This window comes from Paenibacillus aceris (genome assembly GCF_017874035.1).
Lineage (GTDB): Bacteria > Bacillota > Bacilli > Paenibacillales > NBRC-103111 > Paenibacillus_E > Paenibacillus_E aceris.
This window is the reverse complement of the sequence record NZ_JAGGKV010000002.1, coordinates 208,035-226,245: the sequence shown is the minus strand read 5'-3', so window position 1 is coordinate 226,245 and position 18,211 is coordinate 208,035. Positions and strand designations below refer to the sequence as shown.

16 protein-coding genes are annotated in these 18,211 nt (G+C 44.5%); 14 read left to right on the top strand and 2 right to left on the bottom strand.

Annotated features, from left to right (window positions below; genetic code table 11):
• Nucleotides 1-4: 4 nt before the first annotated feature.
• The 4 genes from glgD (at nt 5) to cls (ending at nt 4,526) form a co-directional block, all read left to right on the top strand.
• Nucleotides 5-1,114 carry a glucose-1-phosphate adenylyltransferase subunit GlgD gene (gene glgD / locus J2Z65_RS05225; protein WP_167053949.1) on the top strand — a complete coding sequence of 370 codons (1,110 nt, stop codon included), beginning with the start codon at nt 5-7 and terminating at the stop codon, nt 1,112-1,114.
• A gap of 92 nt (nt 1,115-1,206) precedes the next feature.
• Nucleotides 1,207-2,637 (top strand): glycogen synthase GlgA, encoded by a 1,431-nt coding sequence (gene glgA, locus J2Z65_RS05220; protein ID WP_167053951.1) that lies wholly within the window; start codon nt 1,207-1,209, stop codon nt 2,635-2,637.
• Nucleotides 2,638-2,765: 128 nt separating this feature from the next.
• Nucleotides 2,766-2,960: a hypothetical protein gene (locus tag J2Z65_RS05215; protein ID WP_167053953.1), complete on the top strand. Its 195-nt coding sequence runs from the start codon at nt 2,766-2,768 to the stop codon at nt 2,958-2,960.
• Between the two features lie 111 nt (nt 2,961-3,071).
• The gene (gene cls, locus J2Z65_RS05210) at nt 3,072-4,526 is read left to right on the top strand and encodes a cardiolipin synthase (protein ID WP_167053955.1); all 1,455 of its coding nucleotides are present in this window, start codon (nt 3,072-3,074) and stop codon (nt 4,524-4,526) included.
• Between the two features lie 67 nt (nt 4,527-4,593).
• On the opposite strand, the gene J2Z65_RS05205 is transcribed toward cls, so the two are convergent.
• Together J2Z65_RS05205 and J2Z65_RS05200 are read right to left on the bottom strand one after the other, a co-directional pair.
• Entirely contained in the window at nt 4,594-5,022 is a 429-nt protein-coding gene (locus J2Z65_RS05205) for a VOC family protein (RefSeq protein ID WP_167053957.1), read from the bottom strand.
• Nucleotides 5,023-5,126: 104 nt separating this feature from the next.
• A complete protein-coding gene (locus J2Z65_RS05200) occupies nt 5,127-6,347 on the bottom strand; it encodes a helix-turn-helix transcriptional regulator (RefSeq protein ID WP_167053959.1) in 1,221 nt (406 codons plus the stop codon).
• A gap of 133 nt (nt 6,348-6,480) precedes the next feature.
• Between J2Z65_RS05200 and uidA the strand changes: the two genes are divergently transcribed.
• From uidA to J2Z65_RS05150, 10 genes are all read left to right on the top strand, one after another.
• Nucleotides 6,481-8,277, top strand: a complete 1,797-nt coding sequence (gene uidA / locus J2Z65_RS05195) for a beta-glucuronidase (RefSeq protein ID WP_167053961.1) — start codon at nt 6,481-6,483, stop codon at nt 8,275-8,277.
• Between the two features lie 43 nt (nt 8,278-8,320).
• A complete protein-coding gene (locus J2Z65_RS05190; RefSeq protein WP_167053963.1) occupies nt 8,321-9,742 on the top strand; it encodes an MFS transporter in 1,422 nt (473 codons plus the stop codon).
• 608 nt (nt 9,743-10,350) lie between these two features.
• Nucleotides 10,351-10,833, top strand: coding sequence for a DUF6530 family protein (locus J2Z65_RS05185; protein WP_167053965.1), 483 nt, complete (start codon nt 10,351-10,353; stop codon nt 10,831-10,833).
• A gap of 1 nt (nt 10,834) precedes the next feature.
• The gene (locus tag J2Z65_RS05180) at nt 10,835-12,034 is read left to right on the top strand and encodes an MFS transporter (protein WP_167053967.1); all 1,200 of its coding nucleotides are present in this window, start codon (nt 10,835-10,837) and stop codon (nt 12,032-12,034) included.
• A 175-nt stretch (nt 12,035-12,209) separates the two neighbouring features.
• Entirely contained in the window at nt 12,210-13,076 is an 867-nt protein-coding gene (locus J2Z65_RS05175) for an AraC family transcriptional regulator (protein ID WP_420850767.1), read from the top strand.
• Nucleotides 13,077-13,230: 154 nt separating this feature from the next.
• On the top strand, nt 13,231-14,043 hold the full coding sequence (gene speD / locus J2Z65_RS05170; RefSeq protein ID WP_167053971.1) for an adenosylmethionine decarboxylase: 813 nt from the start codon (nt 13,231-13,233) through the stop codon (nt 14,041-14,043).
• Between the two features lie 134 nt (nt 14,044-14,177).
• Complete coding sequence (locus J2Z65_RS05165) at nt 14,178-14,372, top strand: hypothetical protein (protein WP_167053202.1); 195 nt, start codon at nt 14,178-14,180, stop codon at nt 14,370-14,372.
• A gap of 118 nt (nt 14,373-14,490) precedes the next feature.
• Nucleotides 14,491-15,378, top strand: a complete 888-nt coding sequence (locus J2Z65_RS05160) for a LysR family transcriptional regulator (RefSeq protein WP_167053973.1) — start codon at nt 14,491-14,493, stop codon at nt 15,376-15,378.
• A 205-nt stretch (nt 15,379-15,583) separates the two neighbouring features.
• The gene (locus tag J2Z65_RS05155) at nt 15,584-16,792 is read left to right on the top strand and encodes a M20 family metallopeptidase (protein ID WP_240159521.1); all 1,209 of its coding nucleotides are present in this window, start codon (nt 15,584-15,586) and stop codon (nt 16,790-16,792) included.
• Nucleotides 16,785-18,197 (top strand): YfcC family protein, encoded by a 1,413-nt coding sequence (locus J2Z65_RS05150; protein WP_167053975.1) that lies wholly within the window; start codon nt 16,785-16,787, stop codon nt 18,195-18,197. The genes J2Z65_RS05155 and J2Z65_RS05150 overlap by 8 nt, the downstream gene beginning before the upstream one ends.
• Nucleotides 18,198-18,211 lie beyond the last annotated feature (14 nt).

The following is an 18,211-nucleotide window of genomic DNA, read 5'->3' as shown; positions in this document are numbered from 1 at the left end:
TCAGATGAAACATGTAATGGGTGTCATTAATTTAGTGAATGAGCCGGACGATTTGGAGGAACTGACGTATTTCCGCTGCCCTGCTTCCGTGCCATTCGGCGGACGCTACCGATTAATTGATTTTACATTGTCGAATATGGTGAATTCCGGGATTGATAACGTGGCTGTTTTTACGCAGCATAAATACCGCTCACTGATGGATCATCTTGGGTCCGGGAAAGAATGGGATTTGGACAGAAAACGTGGGGGATTGTTCGTACTCCCATCCGTGTTGGATGAGCCGACAGGCATATCACGCGGTGATTTGTACCAATTCTACAGCCATCGGGATTATTTCTATCGCGGCAAAGAAGAACTGGTTATTATTTCGCGCAGCCATATGGTTTGCAATCTGGATTTGCGCGACGTCATCCGTTATCACGAAGATACGCAAGCTGATATTACGGTCATCTATAAGCAAACGGATGAGGATATTCAAGGCAAATTCCGCCGTCTAGCCGTTAAAGAGAACGGGCAAGTGACGCTGATGGAAGATCACACTGGAAGACTGCGGACGAACAATATTTCGATGGAAATGTATATCATGAGCAAAGCGCTTCTGCTGGATATGGTGGAATCCTGCCTCGCTCAAGGCTATGACCATCTGGTGCGCGACGGCATCATGAAAAATATTGACAAGCTCAGTGTGTACGGCTATAAATTTGAAGGCCACGTAGGAATCGTGAACTCCATTCAAGGCTACTACAAACACAGCATGCAGTTGTTGAATCCGGTGATCTGGAGAGAATTGTTCTTCCAGAAAAATCTCATTTATACGAAAGTTAAAGATGAGCCGCCTGCGAAGTATTTGGAATCTGCAGCCGCCAAAAACGCACTCATCGCAAACGGCTGTACGATTGAAGGCAAGGTGGAGAACAGCATCTTGTTCCGCGGAGTGAAAATCCGCAAAGGCGCTTATGTGAAAAACAGTATTATTCTCCAAAACTGTGAAATTGAGGAGAATGTTATTATAGAAAATGCGATTCTGGACAAGGATGTCTTCATCTCCCGCGGCCGCGTATTGACTGGGGATAACAAGGCGCCGTTCATTGCAGCAAAAACCAAAGTGATTTAATCGGCATTGAAAATTCAACAGTTTTACTAGATATAATCCGAAAAGCCTGCCTTCCATAGGCGGCTTTTCGACTATCATGGAGGAGTGGAAAGATGAAAGTACTGTTTGCTGCTTCAGAGGCTGTTCCTTTTATTAAAACTGGAGGATTAGCCGACGTTATTGGTTCGCTGCCGAAAGAGCTTATCGGACAAGGTCTGGACGTGCGAGTTATTTTGCCCAAATATGGCGGAATTACTGCCAAGTATCGAGATGCGATGACAACGGCAGTGAAACATAATATTTATGTCGGTTGGAGAAAGCAATACATCGGGATTGAAGTTCTGCAGCAGGACGGGGTTACCTTCTATTTCGTGGACAATGAATATTATTTCAATCGTTCTGGGATATACGGCTATGGGGATGAGGCGGAGCGTTTTGGTTTCTTCTGCAAGGGGGTTATTGAAACACTACCGCTGCTCGATTTCCAGCCGGATGTTATCCATTGTCACGATTGGCAAACGGGCATGATTCCCGTGCTGCTGAAGGCTCACTATCAACATCTGCCATTCTATAGCGAGATCAAAACGATCTCGACGGTCCATAATTTAAAATACCAAGGCGTGTTCAGCCAATCGTTGTTTAAGGAGCTCTTCGGTTTATCTGACGATCACTTTACAGGCACAGCGCTTGAACTTCATGGCGGCGCCAGCTTCCTTAAAGGCGGACTGCTGTACTCCGACCGTATAACAACGGTGAGTCAGACCTATGCCGAAGAAATTCAAACACCATATTATGGTGAACATTTGGATAGCCTGCTTCGTCACCGCAAAGATCAGTTAACGGGCATCGTGAACGGCATCGATTATGAGGTATTCGATCCTATGAGCGATCCGCACCTTGTGGTCAATTATCGAGACTCGCTGCCGAAAAAGCTGCAAAACAAAACAGCTCTCCAGGAGCGACTGGGCTTGGCTGTGAAGGCGGATGTACCCATGGTTGCCTTAGTGACCCGGTTGGTGCAGCAGAAAGGGCTTGATCTTATCCAGCATGTCCTCACAGAGATTCTGTCGCTAGACATTCAGCTTGTCGTACTGGGTACTGGCGAATACGGCTATGAGGAGATGTTTAAGCACGCTGCACAGAAGTACCCTGACAAAGTGTCAGCACAGATTTGTTTTGACGAGGCTTTGGCACATCAGATTTATGCCGCCTCGGACATGTTTTTGATGCCCTCACAGTTCGAGCCTTGCGGCATCGGGCAGTTGATCGCCCTTAGGTACCGATCGGCGCCAATCGTGAGAGAAACCGGCGGGCTAAAGGATACTGTGCAGCCGTACAATGAGTTCACGGGCGAAGGCACCGGCTTCACTTTCCGTGATTACAATGCGCATGACATGCTGCATACCATTCGCCGCGCGGTCTTTTTCTACAAAAATGATCGAGACGCTTGGCTGAAAATTCAGCAAAATATGAAAAAAGGTGATTTTAGCTGGAAAAAGTCTGCGCAGCAATACATCGGGCTTTATAAGGAAATGGTTAAATAAATGGAAAAAACAGGACTGGAGGCTCATGGCTTCCAGTCTTTTTTACCTAAATCCTCTTCATTTTTCATTTACATATGACGATAAGTATCATGTCGGGTGAAAATTGGTAGAGGAGGCAATCATTCATAATGAGCCGGACTACACTTTGTTTAACAGATGCAGATATGTATCTTTGTATGTTATTTCAAACACCGGTAGAGGTGTGGTTTGATGACGAATTAGAAGACTCGGGAACACTCATAGAAGCTTATTCGGATGACGTCATTAAAGTTGGCGGCGTTTATTATTTACGGAAGCTGTGCCTAATTAAAAAGTTAGCATAACAATGGACCAAACCTCGTATTCTTTCTTAGAATTCGAGGTTTTTTTCGAATTTGGCGAAAATAAGGTATAATATTCCTGATCCTCTGACATCAAAGGTTAGGAGTGGCACTATGGATTGGGTATCGCACGCACTAACTGTCCTTTTTATTATCAATATTTTGCTTGCATTAACGGTTGTGTTCTTAGAACGGCGGAACGTAGCAGCGACATGGTCGTGGCTGATGGTACTTTTATTTATCCCAATACTTGGCTTCTTGCTCTATGTGATGCTAGGGCAAAATTTGAGCAGGAGAAAGCTGTACAAATGGAACCGGCGCATGCAGGAAAGAGTTCAGACGGTTATTTCCGAGCAGCGGGAGCAGCTGATGAGCGGGACGATGACTTATCTTGATCCCATGGTCAACCAATACCGTGATTTGATTTATTTGAATGTGTCTTCCAACGATGCTTTCATTACCCAGGATAACGGTGTTGATATCTTTACGGACGGTGTTTCGAAATTCAATGATCTGCTTATGAAAATTGAAGCCGCTGAGACTCACATTCATATGCAGTATTACATCGTGAAGAATGATTCGCTCGGACAGAAGATTATGCAAGCTTTAACGAAAAAAGCTGAGCAGGGGGTCATCGTTCGATTTTTGTATGATGATATTGGTTCGCGTTCCTTGAAAGATGCTTTTTTTCGTGATTTTCTGAAAGCTGGAGGGCAGAAAGCAGCCTTTTTCCCGTCCCGAATTCCTTATTTGAACTATCGGGTTAATTATCGCAACCATCGGAAACTAGTCATTATTGATGGGGAGATTGGTTACATGGGCGGCTTTAATGTCGGGAATGAATATCTCGGACTAGACCCGCGGTTTGGTTTTTGGCGTGATACTCACTTGCGCTTAACGGGAAGCGTTGTACGCGCGCTGCAGTCCCGTTTCATCCTGGATTGGAATTTAGCGGCCGCGACTCCGGTGGAAGTGGATCAGTGCTATTTTCCAGAACGAAAGGAAATAGGCTCTAAGCAGCATGTACCAATGCAGATTATCGCGAGTGGGCCTAACGAAGAATGGCCGCATTTTGTGTATACATTCCTCAAAATGATTCATATGGCGAAAAGTAGAATACTTCTGCAGACACCATATTTTATTCCTGAGGAGAGCATGCTCAACGCGCTGCGAATAGCAGCCTTGTCCGGTATTGATGTTCGGATCATGATACCGCAGAAGGCGGATCATTTGTTTGTTCATTGGGCATCCCTCTATTATGTGGGTGAATTGCTTCGGGCAGGGGTAAAGTGTTATTTGTACGATTATGGATTTTTGCATGCGAAAACAATTGTTATCGACGGGAAAGTGGCTTCGGTAGGAACGGCCAACTTCGATATTCGCAGCCTGCGGCTTAACTTTGAGACGAATGCGCTGATGTATCACGTAGAAACGGCGAAGAAGCTCGAAAATATTTTTTGGAAAGATATGGAGGGGTGCATGGAGTTAACCCTGGAGGAGTATGAAAAGCGCTCCTTACGGATACGATTCCTGGAATCCATTTCCAAGTTAATCTCCCCTATCCTGTAAGTAAAAAAGAAACACGTCTTCTTCCTCGGAAGGGACGTGTTTCTTGGTGATTAGCTAGCGAATGGAATTAATAAACGACTTCGCCGTTGTCGTAGTTAAACATCCATTGGATACCGAATTTGTCTTCCAACATCCCGTAGCATTTGCTCCAGAACGTTTCTTGAAGCTCCATAGTAACCTTGCCGCCTTCTTTCAGCTTATGGAAAGCGGACTTAACTTCCTCAATATCGTTACTGACAAGTGACAGAGAAATATTGTTGCCGGCAACAAACGGCATACCTGGAAACACATCGGAGAACATTACATTGCTGCCGCTAATGGAAAGTCTAGCATGCATGACCAAGGATTTCGCTTCATCCGGAAGCGGGTATGCCGGATCGGATGGCGTCTCGCCAAATGTCATGATTTTCGGTTGTTCTTTGCCAAAAACCCCTGCGTAATATTCCACTGCTTCACGGCAATTACCATTAAAATTCAAGTAAAAATCTAATGCCAATGGGCTCACTCCTCAGGTTTGTTTGTTTTCATGTTATTTCCATATTGTATCATTTAAGTTGTCCAATATCCAATGAAAAGAAGGGTGCGGAGGGCGGTGAACGCTCAGCTCTTTTGATATTCTGTAGGCGTCATCCCCTCTAGCTTTTTGAAAATACGGGTAAAGTAGCCCGCGTCATCAAAGCCAATCGTTTCAGCAATCCGTTTGATGGAGGCATCGCCTTTTTTTAGATAAGGTTTGGACTCTTCAATCCGCCGCTTTTGTTGGTATTGGGTCACGGTCATCCCTGTTTTTTTCTTGAACTGTCTCGAAATGTGCGCTGGGTGTGCATGGCATGCATGAGACAGATCCTCTAAAGTAAATGGCTTATTGTAGTGCAGGGATACGAATTGAATAGCTTTTTGGATTAGGGGGGAATACCCTTTTACAGCATGAAGGCGAACCAGCTTGCAATATTCGTCGAACATGCCTGTCATTAACTTGTTAAGAGAATCGATCGTCTCTGTTCGTTCAATGAGTTTGGCGAATTTCTCAGAAATCTGATGCAGGAAGAAAGGCTGTACGTTCACATTTTTGGCAGCGACTCTTAACAGCGTATTTAGGATAATGAGCGCATTTCTTAAAGTCCTTACCGGTTGGTTGGGGAATCTATCGGAAAAATCATACAGATTTTTCATTTTGACTCGTACCTGTTGTAACGATTCCTGATCGCCATGCTGCACCGCCAGCGTCATTTCTTGTTCAATTTGATAACGAAGATCAACTAGGTCGATATACGCTTCATCCGGTTGCTGCAGCATGAGTTCTATATTTTTGTGCCGCGGCGACTCGGGTGCTGGCTGTTCAAGCTCCAATTCCCGAATATCGGTTTGACTGATGGTCTCGATTTGCTCGAAGATATTAGCCATGCTTTGCACCCTAGATGCGCTAATTAATTTCAATCCACGATAAAAACTTTCTAGTTCAATCCACTTTTGTTGATCCATTTTGAATTTCGTATACAACGGATTGACATCGGGAACTTGCAGTAAGAATGGACCTGTAACTAAAATCTTAGGCCGCTCCTCTTTTATATGAAATTGTTTGGCTAAATAGGTAAATCCCCATGCATTCGTGTATTTACAGCATTGTCTGGGAGAAATTTGCGCTTCTGAGCAAAGGAGCTGGATGTCTTCCTGCACCCAATCAGCTAGAAAGTCAGGTATATGGTCATGCTTGTGGTTCAACTGAATGGCTCCGCTGCTGCTTAATACAAGCGTATTGATGTCTGTAATATGAAATATCGTAAGGCTGATAACAGATATGTGATGATGGGCTATGGTCATTTGAATCTCCTAACATGCGAGAAATGATGTTAATATTGTCCCTTATATGCATGATATGTCCTACTCGATAGTTGATTATCTTAGTATAATCTTATTTGTCGAGATTGAAAACGAAAAAAAAGGAGCGGCAACTATGTTATATCCAATCATATCGGAGTCAAGAGGAATTGTAGATCTTAATGGGATATGGAAATTTAAACTGGATTTTGGAAAGGGCTTTCAGGAAAAATGGTTCGAAGCTGGGCTTACAGACACCATCCCGATGTCCGTCCCGTCCTCTTTCAATGACGTTGGCGTTACCGCGGATATTCGCAATCATGTAGGTTGGGTCTGGTATGAGAGAGACTTTACAGTTTTGAACCTACTTTTCTCTGAGCGTATCGTATTGCGATTCGGTTCGGCTACTCATAAAGCGGTCGTTTATGTGAATGGGGAACCGGTTATCGAGCATAAAGGCGGATTTACACCTTTTGAAGCCGAAATCAATTCTTATCTAAAATCAGGCCATAACCGCTTAACGGTTGCCGTGAATAATATCGTGGATGAAACGACGCTTCCTGTCGGAATCTACAGCGAACAAGAAGTTCCGGGAAAGGGCATTGTAGCCAAAAATAGCCCGAACTTCGACTTCTTTAATTACGCAGGGCTTCATAGACCGGTGAAAATTTATACAACACCTCATACTTACGTGAAGGATGTCACTGTCTTGACTGAGTTGAAAGCACAAGACGGTATCGTTCGGTATGAAGTTGAAATTGTCGGAGACGGGCAACTGAAAGCAGTTGTTGTTGATCAGTCGGGAACTGTCGTGGGAGAAAGCAATGGCCTCCAAGGCACAATTGAGATTCAAAATGTTACACGTTGGGAACCTTTGCAGGCTTACATGTATACGCTTAAAGTTGAGATCTCCCAAAATGGCAAGTTGATCGATGTCTACGAACAGCCTTTTGGTGTTAGAACGGTGGAGGTGAAAGAGGGGAAATTCCTGATTAACGATAAACCGTTTTATTTCAAAGGATTTGGCAAACATGAAGATTCCCCGATCCATGGGAGAGGATTTAATGAAGCAGCCAATGTTCTTGATTTTCGATTAATGAAATGGATTGGCGCGAATTCGTTCCGGACAGCCCACTACCCGTATTCGGAAGAATTAATGAGACTGGCTGACCAAGAAGGCCTTGTCGTCATTGATGAGACCCCTGCGGTCGGTTTGCATTTGAATTTCATGGCTATTTTCGGAAACGGTCCGAAGAGAAAGACGTGGGAAGAACTTCAAACTAAGGAGCATCATGAGGATATGATTCGTGAGCTCATTGCCCGCGATAAAAACCACCCGTGTGTCGTCATGTGGTCCATTGCTAATGAGCCGGCCTCTGAAGAAGAGGGAGCGGATGCTTATTTTAAGCCGCTAGTCGAGTTGGCTAAAGAAATTGACCCGCAAAAAAGACCAGTCACGATTGTAACACATTTGATGTCGACTCCGGATACATGCAAAGTGGCAGAGCTTGTCGATGTGCTTGCACTGAACCGTTACTATGGCTGGTACGTGCAAAGCGGTGATATGGAAGCTGCCAAAATCAAATTGCGCGAAGAGTTGGCGGGCTGGGGCAAGCGCTGCCCAGGTAAACCGATCATGATGACAGAGTATGGCGCGGATACGGTTGCCGGTTTGCATGATGTAGACCCTGTGATGTTCACCGAAGAGTTTCAAGCTGAGTACTTACGTGCGAACCACGAAGTATTCGATGAATTCGATACCTTCGTTGGTGAACAGGTTTGGAATTTTGCGGATTTTAATACGTCTCAAGGTATTATGCGGGTCCAAGGGAATAAGAAAGGGATTTTCACTCGGGATCGGAAGCCGAAATATGCCGCGCATGAATTGCGTAGAAGATGGCAAGCCATTCCGGAATACGGCTATAAAAAATAGTTGAAGCGCAAACAGCAGATGATAACGCAGTGGAGGAATTACTATGAGTCATGTGGTCATTCAACATACGTCTGAACCAAATTTGAACACCATCGCAAGTCGTCCCTTCGGCATTCGAGATAAGCTTGGTTATTTGTTCGGCGATTTCGGGAATGATTTCTTCTTTATTCTTGTGAGCTCATTCTTAATGGTCTATTACACGGACATTTTCAAAATACACCCAGCGACAATCGGACTTGTTTTTTTAATCGCAAGACTTTGGGACGCTTTTGCAGATGTGGTTTGGGGGCGTTTTATCGACACGAGAAAAGCGGGGATTCAAGGCAAATTTAGGCCTTGGATCTTCCGAATGTCGTTTCCGCTCGTGCTCTCAGGCATTCTTATGTTCGTGAAAATTCCTGGAATGTCCGATGGTTTCTATATGGCTTACGCTTTTGTCACCTACCTGGTATGGGGAACTTTATACAGTACGGTCAATATTCCATACGGATCGATGGCATCCGTAATAACGAGCGTCTCAGTCGAGCGCACGGCATTATCGACATACAGGACGATGGGTGCTAATCTCGCAGGCTTAATTATTAATGTGGTTGGACCGTTAATCCTATTTGTCAACAATAAAGCAGATTCCAACAGATTTATGCTGGCAGCGATTCTTTTCGGTATTCTTTCGATCTCCTGCTACATGGCGTGCTATAAATTATCCAATGAACGTATTACGATACCTGAAACGCAAGCAAAGAAGCTCCATCTAGGCACAACATTGAACGGTTTGCGCAAAAACAGACCCTTAATCTCCATCCTGATTGCGTCACTGGTGTTTATGATGCTTTCCATGCTTGTCGGTGCAGTCAATGTGTATTTGTTTAAGAATTACTTTGGAAGCGCTTCGATGTTAAGTTTGGCTGGATTCATTCAAACGCTTGCCGTATTCATTGCGATCCCTTTCGTAAAGTCGCTTGTGAATAAATTCGGCAAGAAAGAAGTAGCGGCAGCAGGAATGCTGCTTTCATCTGTTGTCTACCTTGCTTTATATTTCTTTCCGCATGTGAGTGCGTTGCAATTTGTCATTATTTCCGCAATTGGTATGTTTGGCTTTGCATTTTTCAATCTGGTTGTTTGGGCTTTTGTAACCGATGTCATTGATTATCAAGAATATGTCACAGGATTACGCGAGGATGGCACCGTATATGCCATTTATTCTTTTGCGCGAAAAGTAGGACAAGCACTGGCCGGAGGGATCGGAGGCTTTGCCATCGGGTCTGTCGGATATGACGCCGCTCGTTCTGTGCAGACCAAAGAAGCGCTTGATGGCATTTACACTTTAGCTACGTTAATCCCTGGTATCGTCTATCTTTTGATTTTCTTCATTATCGTCTTCCTCTATCCGTTGAATAAGCAGCGAACGAATCAGCTTGCTGTTTATTTGACGGAGAAACGATTAGAGAGTGGGAGAAAAGGGTAAATATATGTAAACCTGATCTGCATGCAGATCGGGTTTTTTTATTGAATTTATATGTTTGTAGGGGAACTACAGGGCGCTATTTTGCCCAAAAGATCCCTTTGCGTGAGGGAGCGGAACTAGGGTCCGCTATTTCGCCATTTTGGTACATATTTGGACGAAAGAGGTTGAATAAGAGCCTGTAGTTTCACTCAAACTCACGAAATCCGGCAATTTGCTTAAATAAGGGAATGGAGTTCCCTCCCTTTGTTATTAACGTTTTTCTTGCATATACCCTATACTCGCTCATTCGTCCCATGACTCAACGTGGCGTAGCACTTACATTCCTTCGTAATACATGACTAAGAGATGGAAGCCGAGACGCAGCCATAATCTCGCGAAATCTCCAGCGCGAAATCCGAAAAGGCTGTCTCGCAGTCGGAAAAGCCCCCGAGCCCTGCCGAGAGAGTCAAAAAGGCCGTCTTGTATTTTAGTGTGAAATTTCACCAATCCGCTGAAGTGTATTGACTTAACCATTTGAAAGGGATATTATTGGTCTTGTGATTTAGTAATTTAGTAAATTAGTAATTTAGTAAATCGCGAAAATTTAAATGAACGAAGGAGAAATTGAAATGAAAATACCAACATCTTTAAAACATAAGCCTGTCATCGTTTCTGAAAATTATGAGCAGGTCGACGGCAGATACGCCGCTGAGTCCGATGCGAAGGGTCTTTCTTTAGGTCTTGCCCAATGGAATGACAGAGGGAAAGTCGACATTTCCGCCAAAGTTTGGAGATACACAGGTGAAAAATGGTCAAGGCAATCAGAAGAATTGCCACTGCATCGCGTACTTGACCTTGCCATTCTAGTGACAAGAAGTATGCTTTATTTCCGTGAGGAGGCCTACCGGAATAAGAACTTGTACGACCCTGAGAATCCAGTGATAGACCGTGTAGGTCTGCAAGGCGATGCTATGACCGTGGCTGTATGTACGGATAACGATAAAATTAACGAAGACATTAAACTATTCAGTCAAGCGCTAAGTGAAGATGATGAGCTTAACGGCGAACGTCTGAGCATGCTGTCTAGAATTTTAAAAGATATGGGGTATTGACGTGTTTGCGAATCGATATGTGCGAACCATTATCCTTTCACGGGTGTTTCTGCAGTTGGGTGTATGGATAAGAAATTTTGCAGTGCTTTTATATGTAACCGAAAAAACAAATAATGATTCACTCTATGTGTCACTCATCTCGGTCGTCGAATTTGCGCCTATTTTTCTGTTCGCGATCGTCGGAGGGACCTTTGCGGACCGCTGGAAGCCTAAGCGAACCATGGTCTGGAGCGACTTACTGTCTACGATCTCCGTATTGGCAGTACTGCTTGCCCTGGTGATGGGCGAGTGGTACGCTCTTTTATTAGGAACACTGATCTCGGCAAGCTTATCTCAATTCTCGCAGCCCTCTGCGATGAAGCTGTATAAGAAGCATGTGGCAAGCGAACAATTGCAAAGCGTAATGGCTTTGTCTCAATCTTTGTTAGCCATTTTTACAATCGTAGGCCCAATGATTGGCGTGTTCATCTTTATGCAGTTTGGCATTCAGGTTTCCCTGATGCTAACATTTTTATTTTTCCTGATATCTGCCATCATCTTATCGTTATTGCTACGTGACACGGAAGAAGTTAAGCAGCGGAAAGCCGGAAGTTTTATGGCTGAGATGAAAGCCGGCATCAGATATGTGTGGTCTAACCGGTCGCTGCGAACCTTAGGTGCAACCTTCGCGGCATCCGGGCTTGCGGCAGGCATGATCCAACCGCTGATGATTTTTATTACAATTGAAAACTTAGGGCAGGACAAATCATTTATGCAGTGGTTTTTGATGACGAATGGCGCTGCTATGCTAATCGGTGGAGCTGCAATCATGAGTGTCGCTAAAAAAGTAAAACCGCAAGCACTGCTTGCCGTAGGTTTACTCGTTAGTGCAATTTGCACCGTTGCTGTCGGAGCATCGAAGATCCTCGTTCTGTCGTTTGCGCTGCAAGCGATCAGTGGTTTATTTTACCCTTGTGTCCAAGTAGGGATTCAAACACTTCTCATGAAAAATACAGAACCTGCTTATATGGGGAGGGTTGGTGGCGCGATCACACCGATTTTTATGGGGATGATGGTGGTCGGCATGTCCATTTCAGGGTATATGAAAGATGTTTCCTCGCTTTTTGTGGTATACGCGTTAAGTGGCTGTTTATTAGTTGTTGGTGCACTGATTTTGGTCCCGATACTGAATGAGAAACGTGCACGCGTAGAGAATTTCTAATATGTGCAATGCCGGCGAGGCTATTCCTAAAGGTTGATGGACCTTAGGGCAGCCTCGCTGTCTTTTAGATGTGAAGAGTTGAAGAGTAGAACCCTGCTTCATTGTGCATGAAAAGTCGGATATGTGCTTTCAGCTTCTGTTATTTTAATAATAAGAGAGAGAGGTGATATTGAAGATGCTTGAAAATATCAATGGTGCTTTAAACTATCTGGAACAAAATCTGACGGAGGAAATTGACTTCAAAGAAGCAGCCCGAATAACCATGTGCTCGGAGTTTCATTTTAAACGAATGTTTTCATTCCTTGCCGGTGTATCGTTGTCAGAATATATTCGCCGCAGACGGCTTACTCTTGCCGCGTTCGAGCTTAACCATAGCGCCATAAAGATCATTGATGTTGCCGTGAAATATGGATATAACTCGCCTGACTCTTTTACAAGAGCTTTTCAAATTATGCATGGGATTACGCCGACTGAAGCAAGAGAGACAGGCCAGACCTTAAAAGCTTATCCTAGATTAACTTTCCAGCTCTCAATAAAAGGAGGAGATGTTATGAACTATCGGATTGAAGAAAAAGAGGCGTTCCGCATCGTAGGTCTCATGAAAAGAGTGCCCATTATTTTCGAAGGAGTCAATCCAGAAATTGCTGCCATGTGGGGCAGTTTAAATGCGGAGCTAATTCAAGAGCTTAAAGCGTTATCCAATGTTTCACCAAGAGGTCTAATTAGCGGTTCTACGAACTTTTCTGAAGGACGGATGGATGAAAAAGGGGAGCTTGATCACTATATCGGGGCAGCAACCTCGCTGGAATGTCCAGATCATCTGGCTTCACTTGAAGTTCCTGCATCCTCGTGGGCTGTATTCGAAGCCGTCGGCCCTTTTCCTGATACGCTGCAAAATGTTTGGGGACGCATCTATTCCGAATGGTTTCCGTCTTCAACGTATGAACAAATCGCTGGACCGGAATTATTATGGAATGAGAGTAAGGATGTAACCTCGCCAACATTCCGAAGTGAGATTTGGATTCCCGTTATGAAAAAGTAAGGTAAGTTATAAAGTCATAGTCAGAGATGGTGTCTTCATGGCATCATCTCTTCTTTACTTGTCGAATAATGGATAGAAGCAGCCCAGGCATCACATCCTAAGTTTAGTTATTACAAAATCTGAGCTAGCGCGTTATTCGTGAGGGGGAGTATAGTTGAAGTTAACATCGGAGCAGCGCATTACCCTGCATGGGTTTAATAATTTGACCAAATCGTTAAGCTTTAATATGTACGATATTTGCTTTACGAAAACCAAAGAAGAGCGTGAAGCATACATCGCTTATATAGACCAGCAATACAACGCAGACCGTTTGACCGCGATATTGAAGTCCGTTGCAGACATTATCGGGGCTCATGTTCTGAACATTTCCAAGCAGGATTACGAGCCGCAAGGATCAAGTGTGACCATGCTCGTATCAGAAGGGCCGATCGAGAAGGCTCCCAACGAATCGTTTGAGGAGTCCCCAGGCCCGCTCCCGGATGCGGTCGTCGTGCATCTGAACACCAGCCACATCACCGTACATACGTACCCTGAATATCATCCGGACGAGGGAATCAGCACCTTCCGGGCTGATATCGACGTCTCGACATGCGGGGAAATATCGCCACTCAAAGCGCTGAATTACCTCATCCGCTCTTTTGACACCGACATTATGATCATGGATTACCGGGTTAGAGGGTTCACACGCGACATCGTTGGGCACAAGCTGTTCATCGATCATGAAATCAGTTCCATCCAAAACTATATCCCAAGCGAGATCCAAGACCTGTACCACATGATTGATGTGAACGTGTATCAGGAAAATATATTTCATACGAAATGTAAACTTCGCGAGTTTGACTTGAACAATTATTTGTTCGGCTACACAAAGGATTCACTGAGCACGGCAGAGCAGTTGGAAATTGAAAAAAGCGTTAAGTGGGAGATGGATGAGATTTTTTACGGGAAAAATATGATTTTTACTTGATCAAGTTACGAATAACCGCTTCCTGGGGAATATCCCGAGATGAACGGTACATGCCGAGACACTTACCACGAGTTGGTAAGTGTCTTTTTTCTTTTTAATCGGTTACCACTAAATCCGCTTGGGAGGCATTGATAATGCCTAACATTGTCTCGGAGTGGGCAGAGTCTCACTTTCCTTTATATACTGCTGACAACTTTCATTCGCTGTACAGCACTTCGAGCATGCCGCTGCATAAATTCGAAGCAGACGCAAAGGCGTTCTACTTTAACGATCCCCTTAGCATGGAATATCAACTTTCGTTTTTCATTAAAAATTTTCTAGGCAAGTAAGCGATGAACGCCATTCAATAAAATTAAACTCATGTCGAATAGACATGGGTTTTTGATTTTGTTGTAGAGTATGCTAAGCTTTAGCTAAAAATAAAAAAACCAAAAGGAGTGGCGATCCTTGAATGAAAAAGATTGCATCATGCTGCAGTGTCTTGCGGAAGAACAGAGTCTGACGAAAGCGGCGGAACGTCTTTATATTACGCAACCTGCACTCTCCTACCGGATTCAGCAGATGGAGAAAGATTTCGGCGTTTCCATCATCGTCAAAACTTCCAAGGGAGCCAGACTTACTCCGGAAGGAAAATACCTGGTCACTTATGCGAAAAAGGCTCTTATTGATTTGAATAAAATGAAGGACCAGATTATCAGCTTGCGAAATGAGGTGAAAGGTACATTAAGACTGGGAGTTGCCAGTTACTATGGTCTGTATAAGCTTCCACCGCTGCTCAAAAGGTTCAAAGAATATTGTCCGGACGTACAATTCAATGTCACATCCGCTTTGAGTCCAGAGATTCTCGAGTTGATTCACCAGGAAGAGATCCATGTTGGTGTCATTAGAGGAGATTACCCTTGGTTCGATGCCAGATGTCTATTACATGATGAACACATTTATATTATTTCAAAAGACGAAATTGATTTAGAGTGCCTTCCAGACTTGCCTCATATCTACTATAAAGAACCAAGAATTAAAACTATGAGCTCGATACAGTCACCCTTCAGCGAAACGATTCAAGCATGGTGGCATGAACGGTATAACACACCACCTATGATTACGATGTGGGTAGACTCCTATGAAACTTGTAAAGAAATGGTCAAACAGGGGCTTGGCTATTCGATTGTTCCCGGCGTTTTTGTCACACCTCAGGATGGATTGCATACCATTGATTTAATTCGAAAGAGCGGAGAGCCAATAAAACGAAACACGTGGATGATCTATCGGGAGTCAACGTTGGAACTTGCGATTGTTGATAGATTTGTGCAATTTATGAAAAATCAATTTGTATAATTGAAAGTACAATGCCATCGGCAGTGTGCTTTTTTTGTCTTTTACTTTAAGAGGTCATAAAAAAATTTAAGGGTGGAACAAAAAAACAATTGATTGTACTTATATGATCCTAATCGATAAAATAATATTCATATTGTTACATAATTATTCATGTTTTTACTAGAAATATGCAGATCATGATGAAAAATGACAGGTGGGGATACAATTGATCGATGGGCATTTAAACAAGAGCAAACAGCGGATTGAACAAGCGGTAGATGCGATTGACGAGCAGCTGCGCCGCATATCTATGCAAATCCATACGAATCCTGAACTTAGCTTCCATGAGCATCAAGCCAAGATGTGGTTAGTTGAGCCTTTATTGGAAGCGGGATTCGAGGTAGAGCAAGGGATAGCCGGCTTAGAAACCTCGTTTCGCGCCACTTGGGAGGGACAATCAGGAGGACCTACGGTTGCCCTGTTAGCTGAGTATGATGCGCTTCCTGTGATTGGCCATGCTTGCGGCCATAACTTGATCGGTACTGCAGCAGTAGGTGCTGCAATGGCATTGAAAGAAGCTTATCCGGAACTGCCGGGTAAAATCGTTGTATTAGGCACTCCTGCAGAAGAAGAAGGCGGGGGTAAAATTATCATGTGCAACGAAGGTGTCTTTGACGACATCGATGCGGCTATGTTGTGTCATCCGCAAAATAAAACAATGGTCCTGCGTGGTGCACTTGCCTGTGTGGATGCGACCTTTACGTTCCATGGGAAGCAGGCGCACGCTTCTTCTTCTCCTGAGAAAGGAATCAGCGCACTGGATGCGCTCATTAACGCATTTGTGGCCATCAATTCAATTCGGCAGTTTGTGAAAGAGGATGTGAGGATTCACGGCATCATCACGAAAGGCGGGGATGCGCCGAATGTCGTTCCGGAGCTGTGTGAAGCGGTATTTATTTTGAGAGCGTCGACGGTAGAAGAACTGGCAAACGTAAGGGAGAAAATTTATCGGGCCGTTCGCTGTGCGGCTGAAGGCGTTGGAGCTACCGTAGATATTACGGAAGGGTTTATCTATGCGGAGCGGAACAACAACAAAGCTCTTGCTCAATTGTTTCAAAACAATTTGGAACAGATGGGCATCGAGGTATCCGAACCGCCTCAAAAGGGGGGCGTCGGCTCCTCCGATATCGGAAATGTCAGTCAGATGACGGCAGCCATACATCCGTATATTCGTCTTGGAGATGCCACGACGCATACGCCGGAGTTCGCTCTTTTAGCGGGCTCGGAAGAGGGCATGATTGAGCTGAACAGGGCGGCGAAGGCGTTAGCCATGACTACGTTTGATTTATGTGTCGATACAGCTGCGATGCAGCGCGTACGCAATGAGTTTACAGAGTGGAAGCAGAGTAGAAATGGGGGTAACGCGCATGGATAGTACAGCAAAAACAAGCTCTCGCCAATGGTTTAAAATGCCTCATACCTTTGTCATTTTATTTATTCTTGTATTCGTTGCTGCCGCACTAACGTATACAATTCCGTCCGGGAAGTTCGAGCGTGTAAAAGATAAGGTGACTGGAAAATCCTTGCTAGTAACAGGTTCGTATCACCACGTAGATCCGAGTCCGGTTAGTTTGATAGAAATCCCGAAAGCGATCGTCCACGGGTTGGTAGCTTCGGCGGATGTGGTCTTCTTTATTTTCATTATTGGTGGCGCGTTTCAAATCATCTCTTCCACCGGTACGATTGAGGCGGTAACTTCCAGGGTGGCAAAAAAGTTTGCCAATAAAGGTAGATGGGTGATTCCGATCTTTATCACCTTATTCTCGGTTGGCGGCTTTACAATGGGAATGTCAACCGAAGTGATGGTTTTTGTACCCATCGGAATCGCCGTTGCCCGTGCGCTCGGCTTCGATGCGTTGACAGGTACGGCGATGATATCATTAGGGGCATCGTGTGGTTTTACGGCTGGGATATTGAACCCGTTCAATGTCGGTCTGGCTCAAGCAATCGCACAAGTTCCGATGTTTTCGGGGGCGTGGCTGCGGGTTATTTTATTGATTTGTCTTATTACAGTGACTAGTCTTTATTTGATTCGTTATGCAGGCAAGGTGAGGAAAGATCCTGCCAAAGGACATGTTTACGAGCTGGAGCAGTCTGTTTCGGGAGAGAAGGTCGACTTCTCCAAGCTGCCGATTATGCAGCTCAAGCATTACCTTACCATTGCTGCGGTTATCATAGGTTTCGGTCTAGAGATCTGGGGTGTTTCCAAAAATGGCTGGTGGATGGAGGAACTTGGTGCCTTATTCTTGACAATGGGTATTGTATCCGGCTTCTGTGCAGGCTACGGACCAAGTCGTATCGCTAGCGAATTCGTCAAGGGTACAAGCAGCATAACCTATGGCGCGTTCATCATTGGTATTGCCAGAGGCATCATGGTGGTACTTGAACAAGGAAATGTCATTGACAGTATTGTGAATGGCTTGTCTATACTGGTAGGTGACTTGCCGAGTTCGGTACAAGTACTGGGGATGTATGCCTTCCAAAATATCATGAACGTATTCATTACCTCGGGAACAGGAATGGCTGTCACAACGATGCCGATCATGACACCTTTGTCCGATTTGCTCGGCGTCACCAGACAAACGTCCGTGCTTGCCTTCCAATTGGGTGATGGCATCACAAATATGATCCTTCCTACCTCCTCCGCATTGATGGGCAGCTTGGCGGTATCGGGGATTACGTATCAAAAATGGGTGAAATTTTTCTGGCCATTAATGTGTATGTGGTTGATTATTGGGGCCATATTTATCATCGTGGCGAATGTTATTAAATATGCGTAAGTAGTTGATGTCCA

Bases quoted from the DNA above. Each gene is read 5' to 3' on its own strand.
- glgD (WP_167053949.1), top strand. From the start codon at position 5: ATGAAACATGTAATGGGTGTCATTAATTTAGTGAATGAGCCGGACGAT.
- glgA (WP_167053951.1), top strand. From the start codon at position 1,207: ATGAAAGTACTGTTTGCTGCTTCAGAGGCTGTTCCTTTTATTAAAACT.
- J2Z65_RS05215 (WP_167053953.1), top strand. From the start codon at position 2,766: ATGAGCCGGACTACACTTTGTTTAACAGATGCAGATATGTATCTTTGT.
- cls (WP_167053955.1), top strand. From the start codon at position 3,072: ATGGATTGGGTATCGCACGCACTAACTGTCCTTTTTATTATCAATATT.
- J2Z65_RS05200 (WP_167053959.1), bottom strand. From the start codon at position 6,347: ATGACCATAGCCCATCATCACATATCTGTTATCAGCCTTACGATATTT.
- uidA (WP_167053961.1), top strand. From the start codon at position 6,481: ATGTTATATCCAATCATATCGGAGTCAAGAGGAATTGTAGATCTTAAT.
- J2Z65_RS05190 (WP_167053963.1), top strand. From the start codon at position 8,321: ATGAGTCATGTGGTCATTCAACATACGTCTGAACCAAATTTGAACACC.
- J2Z65_RS05185 (WP_167053965.1), top strand. From the start codon at position 10,351: ATGAAAATACCAACATCTTTAAAACATAAGCCTGTCATCGTTTCTGAA.
- J2Z65_RS05175 (WP_420850767.1), top strand. From the start codon at position 12,210: ATGCTTGAAAATATCAATGGTGCTTTAAACTATCTGGAACAAAATCTG.
- J2Z65_RS05165 (WP_167053202.1), top strand. From the start codon at position 14,178: ATGCCTAACATTGTCTCGGAGTGGGCAGAGTCTCACTTTCCTTTATAT.
- J2Z65_RS05150 (WP_167053975.1), top strand. From the start codon at position 16,785: ATGGATAGTACAGCAAAAACAAGCTCTCGCCAATGGTTTAAAATGCCT.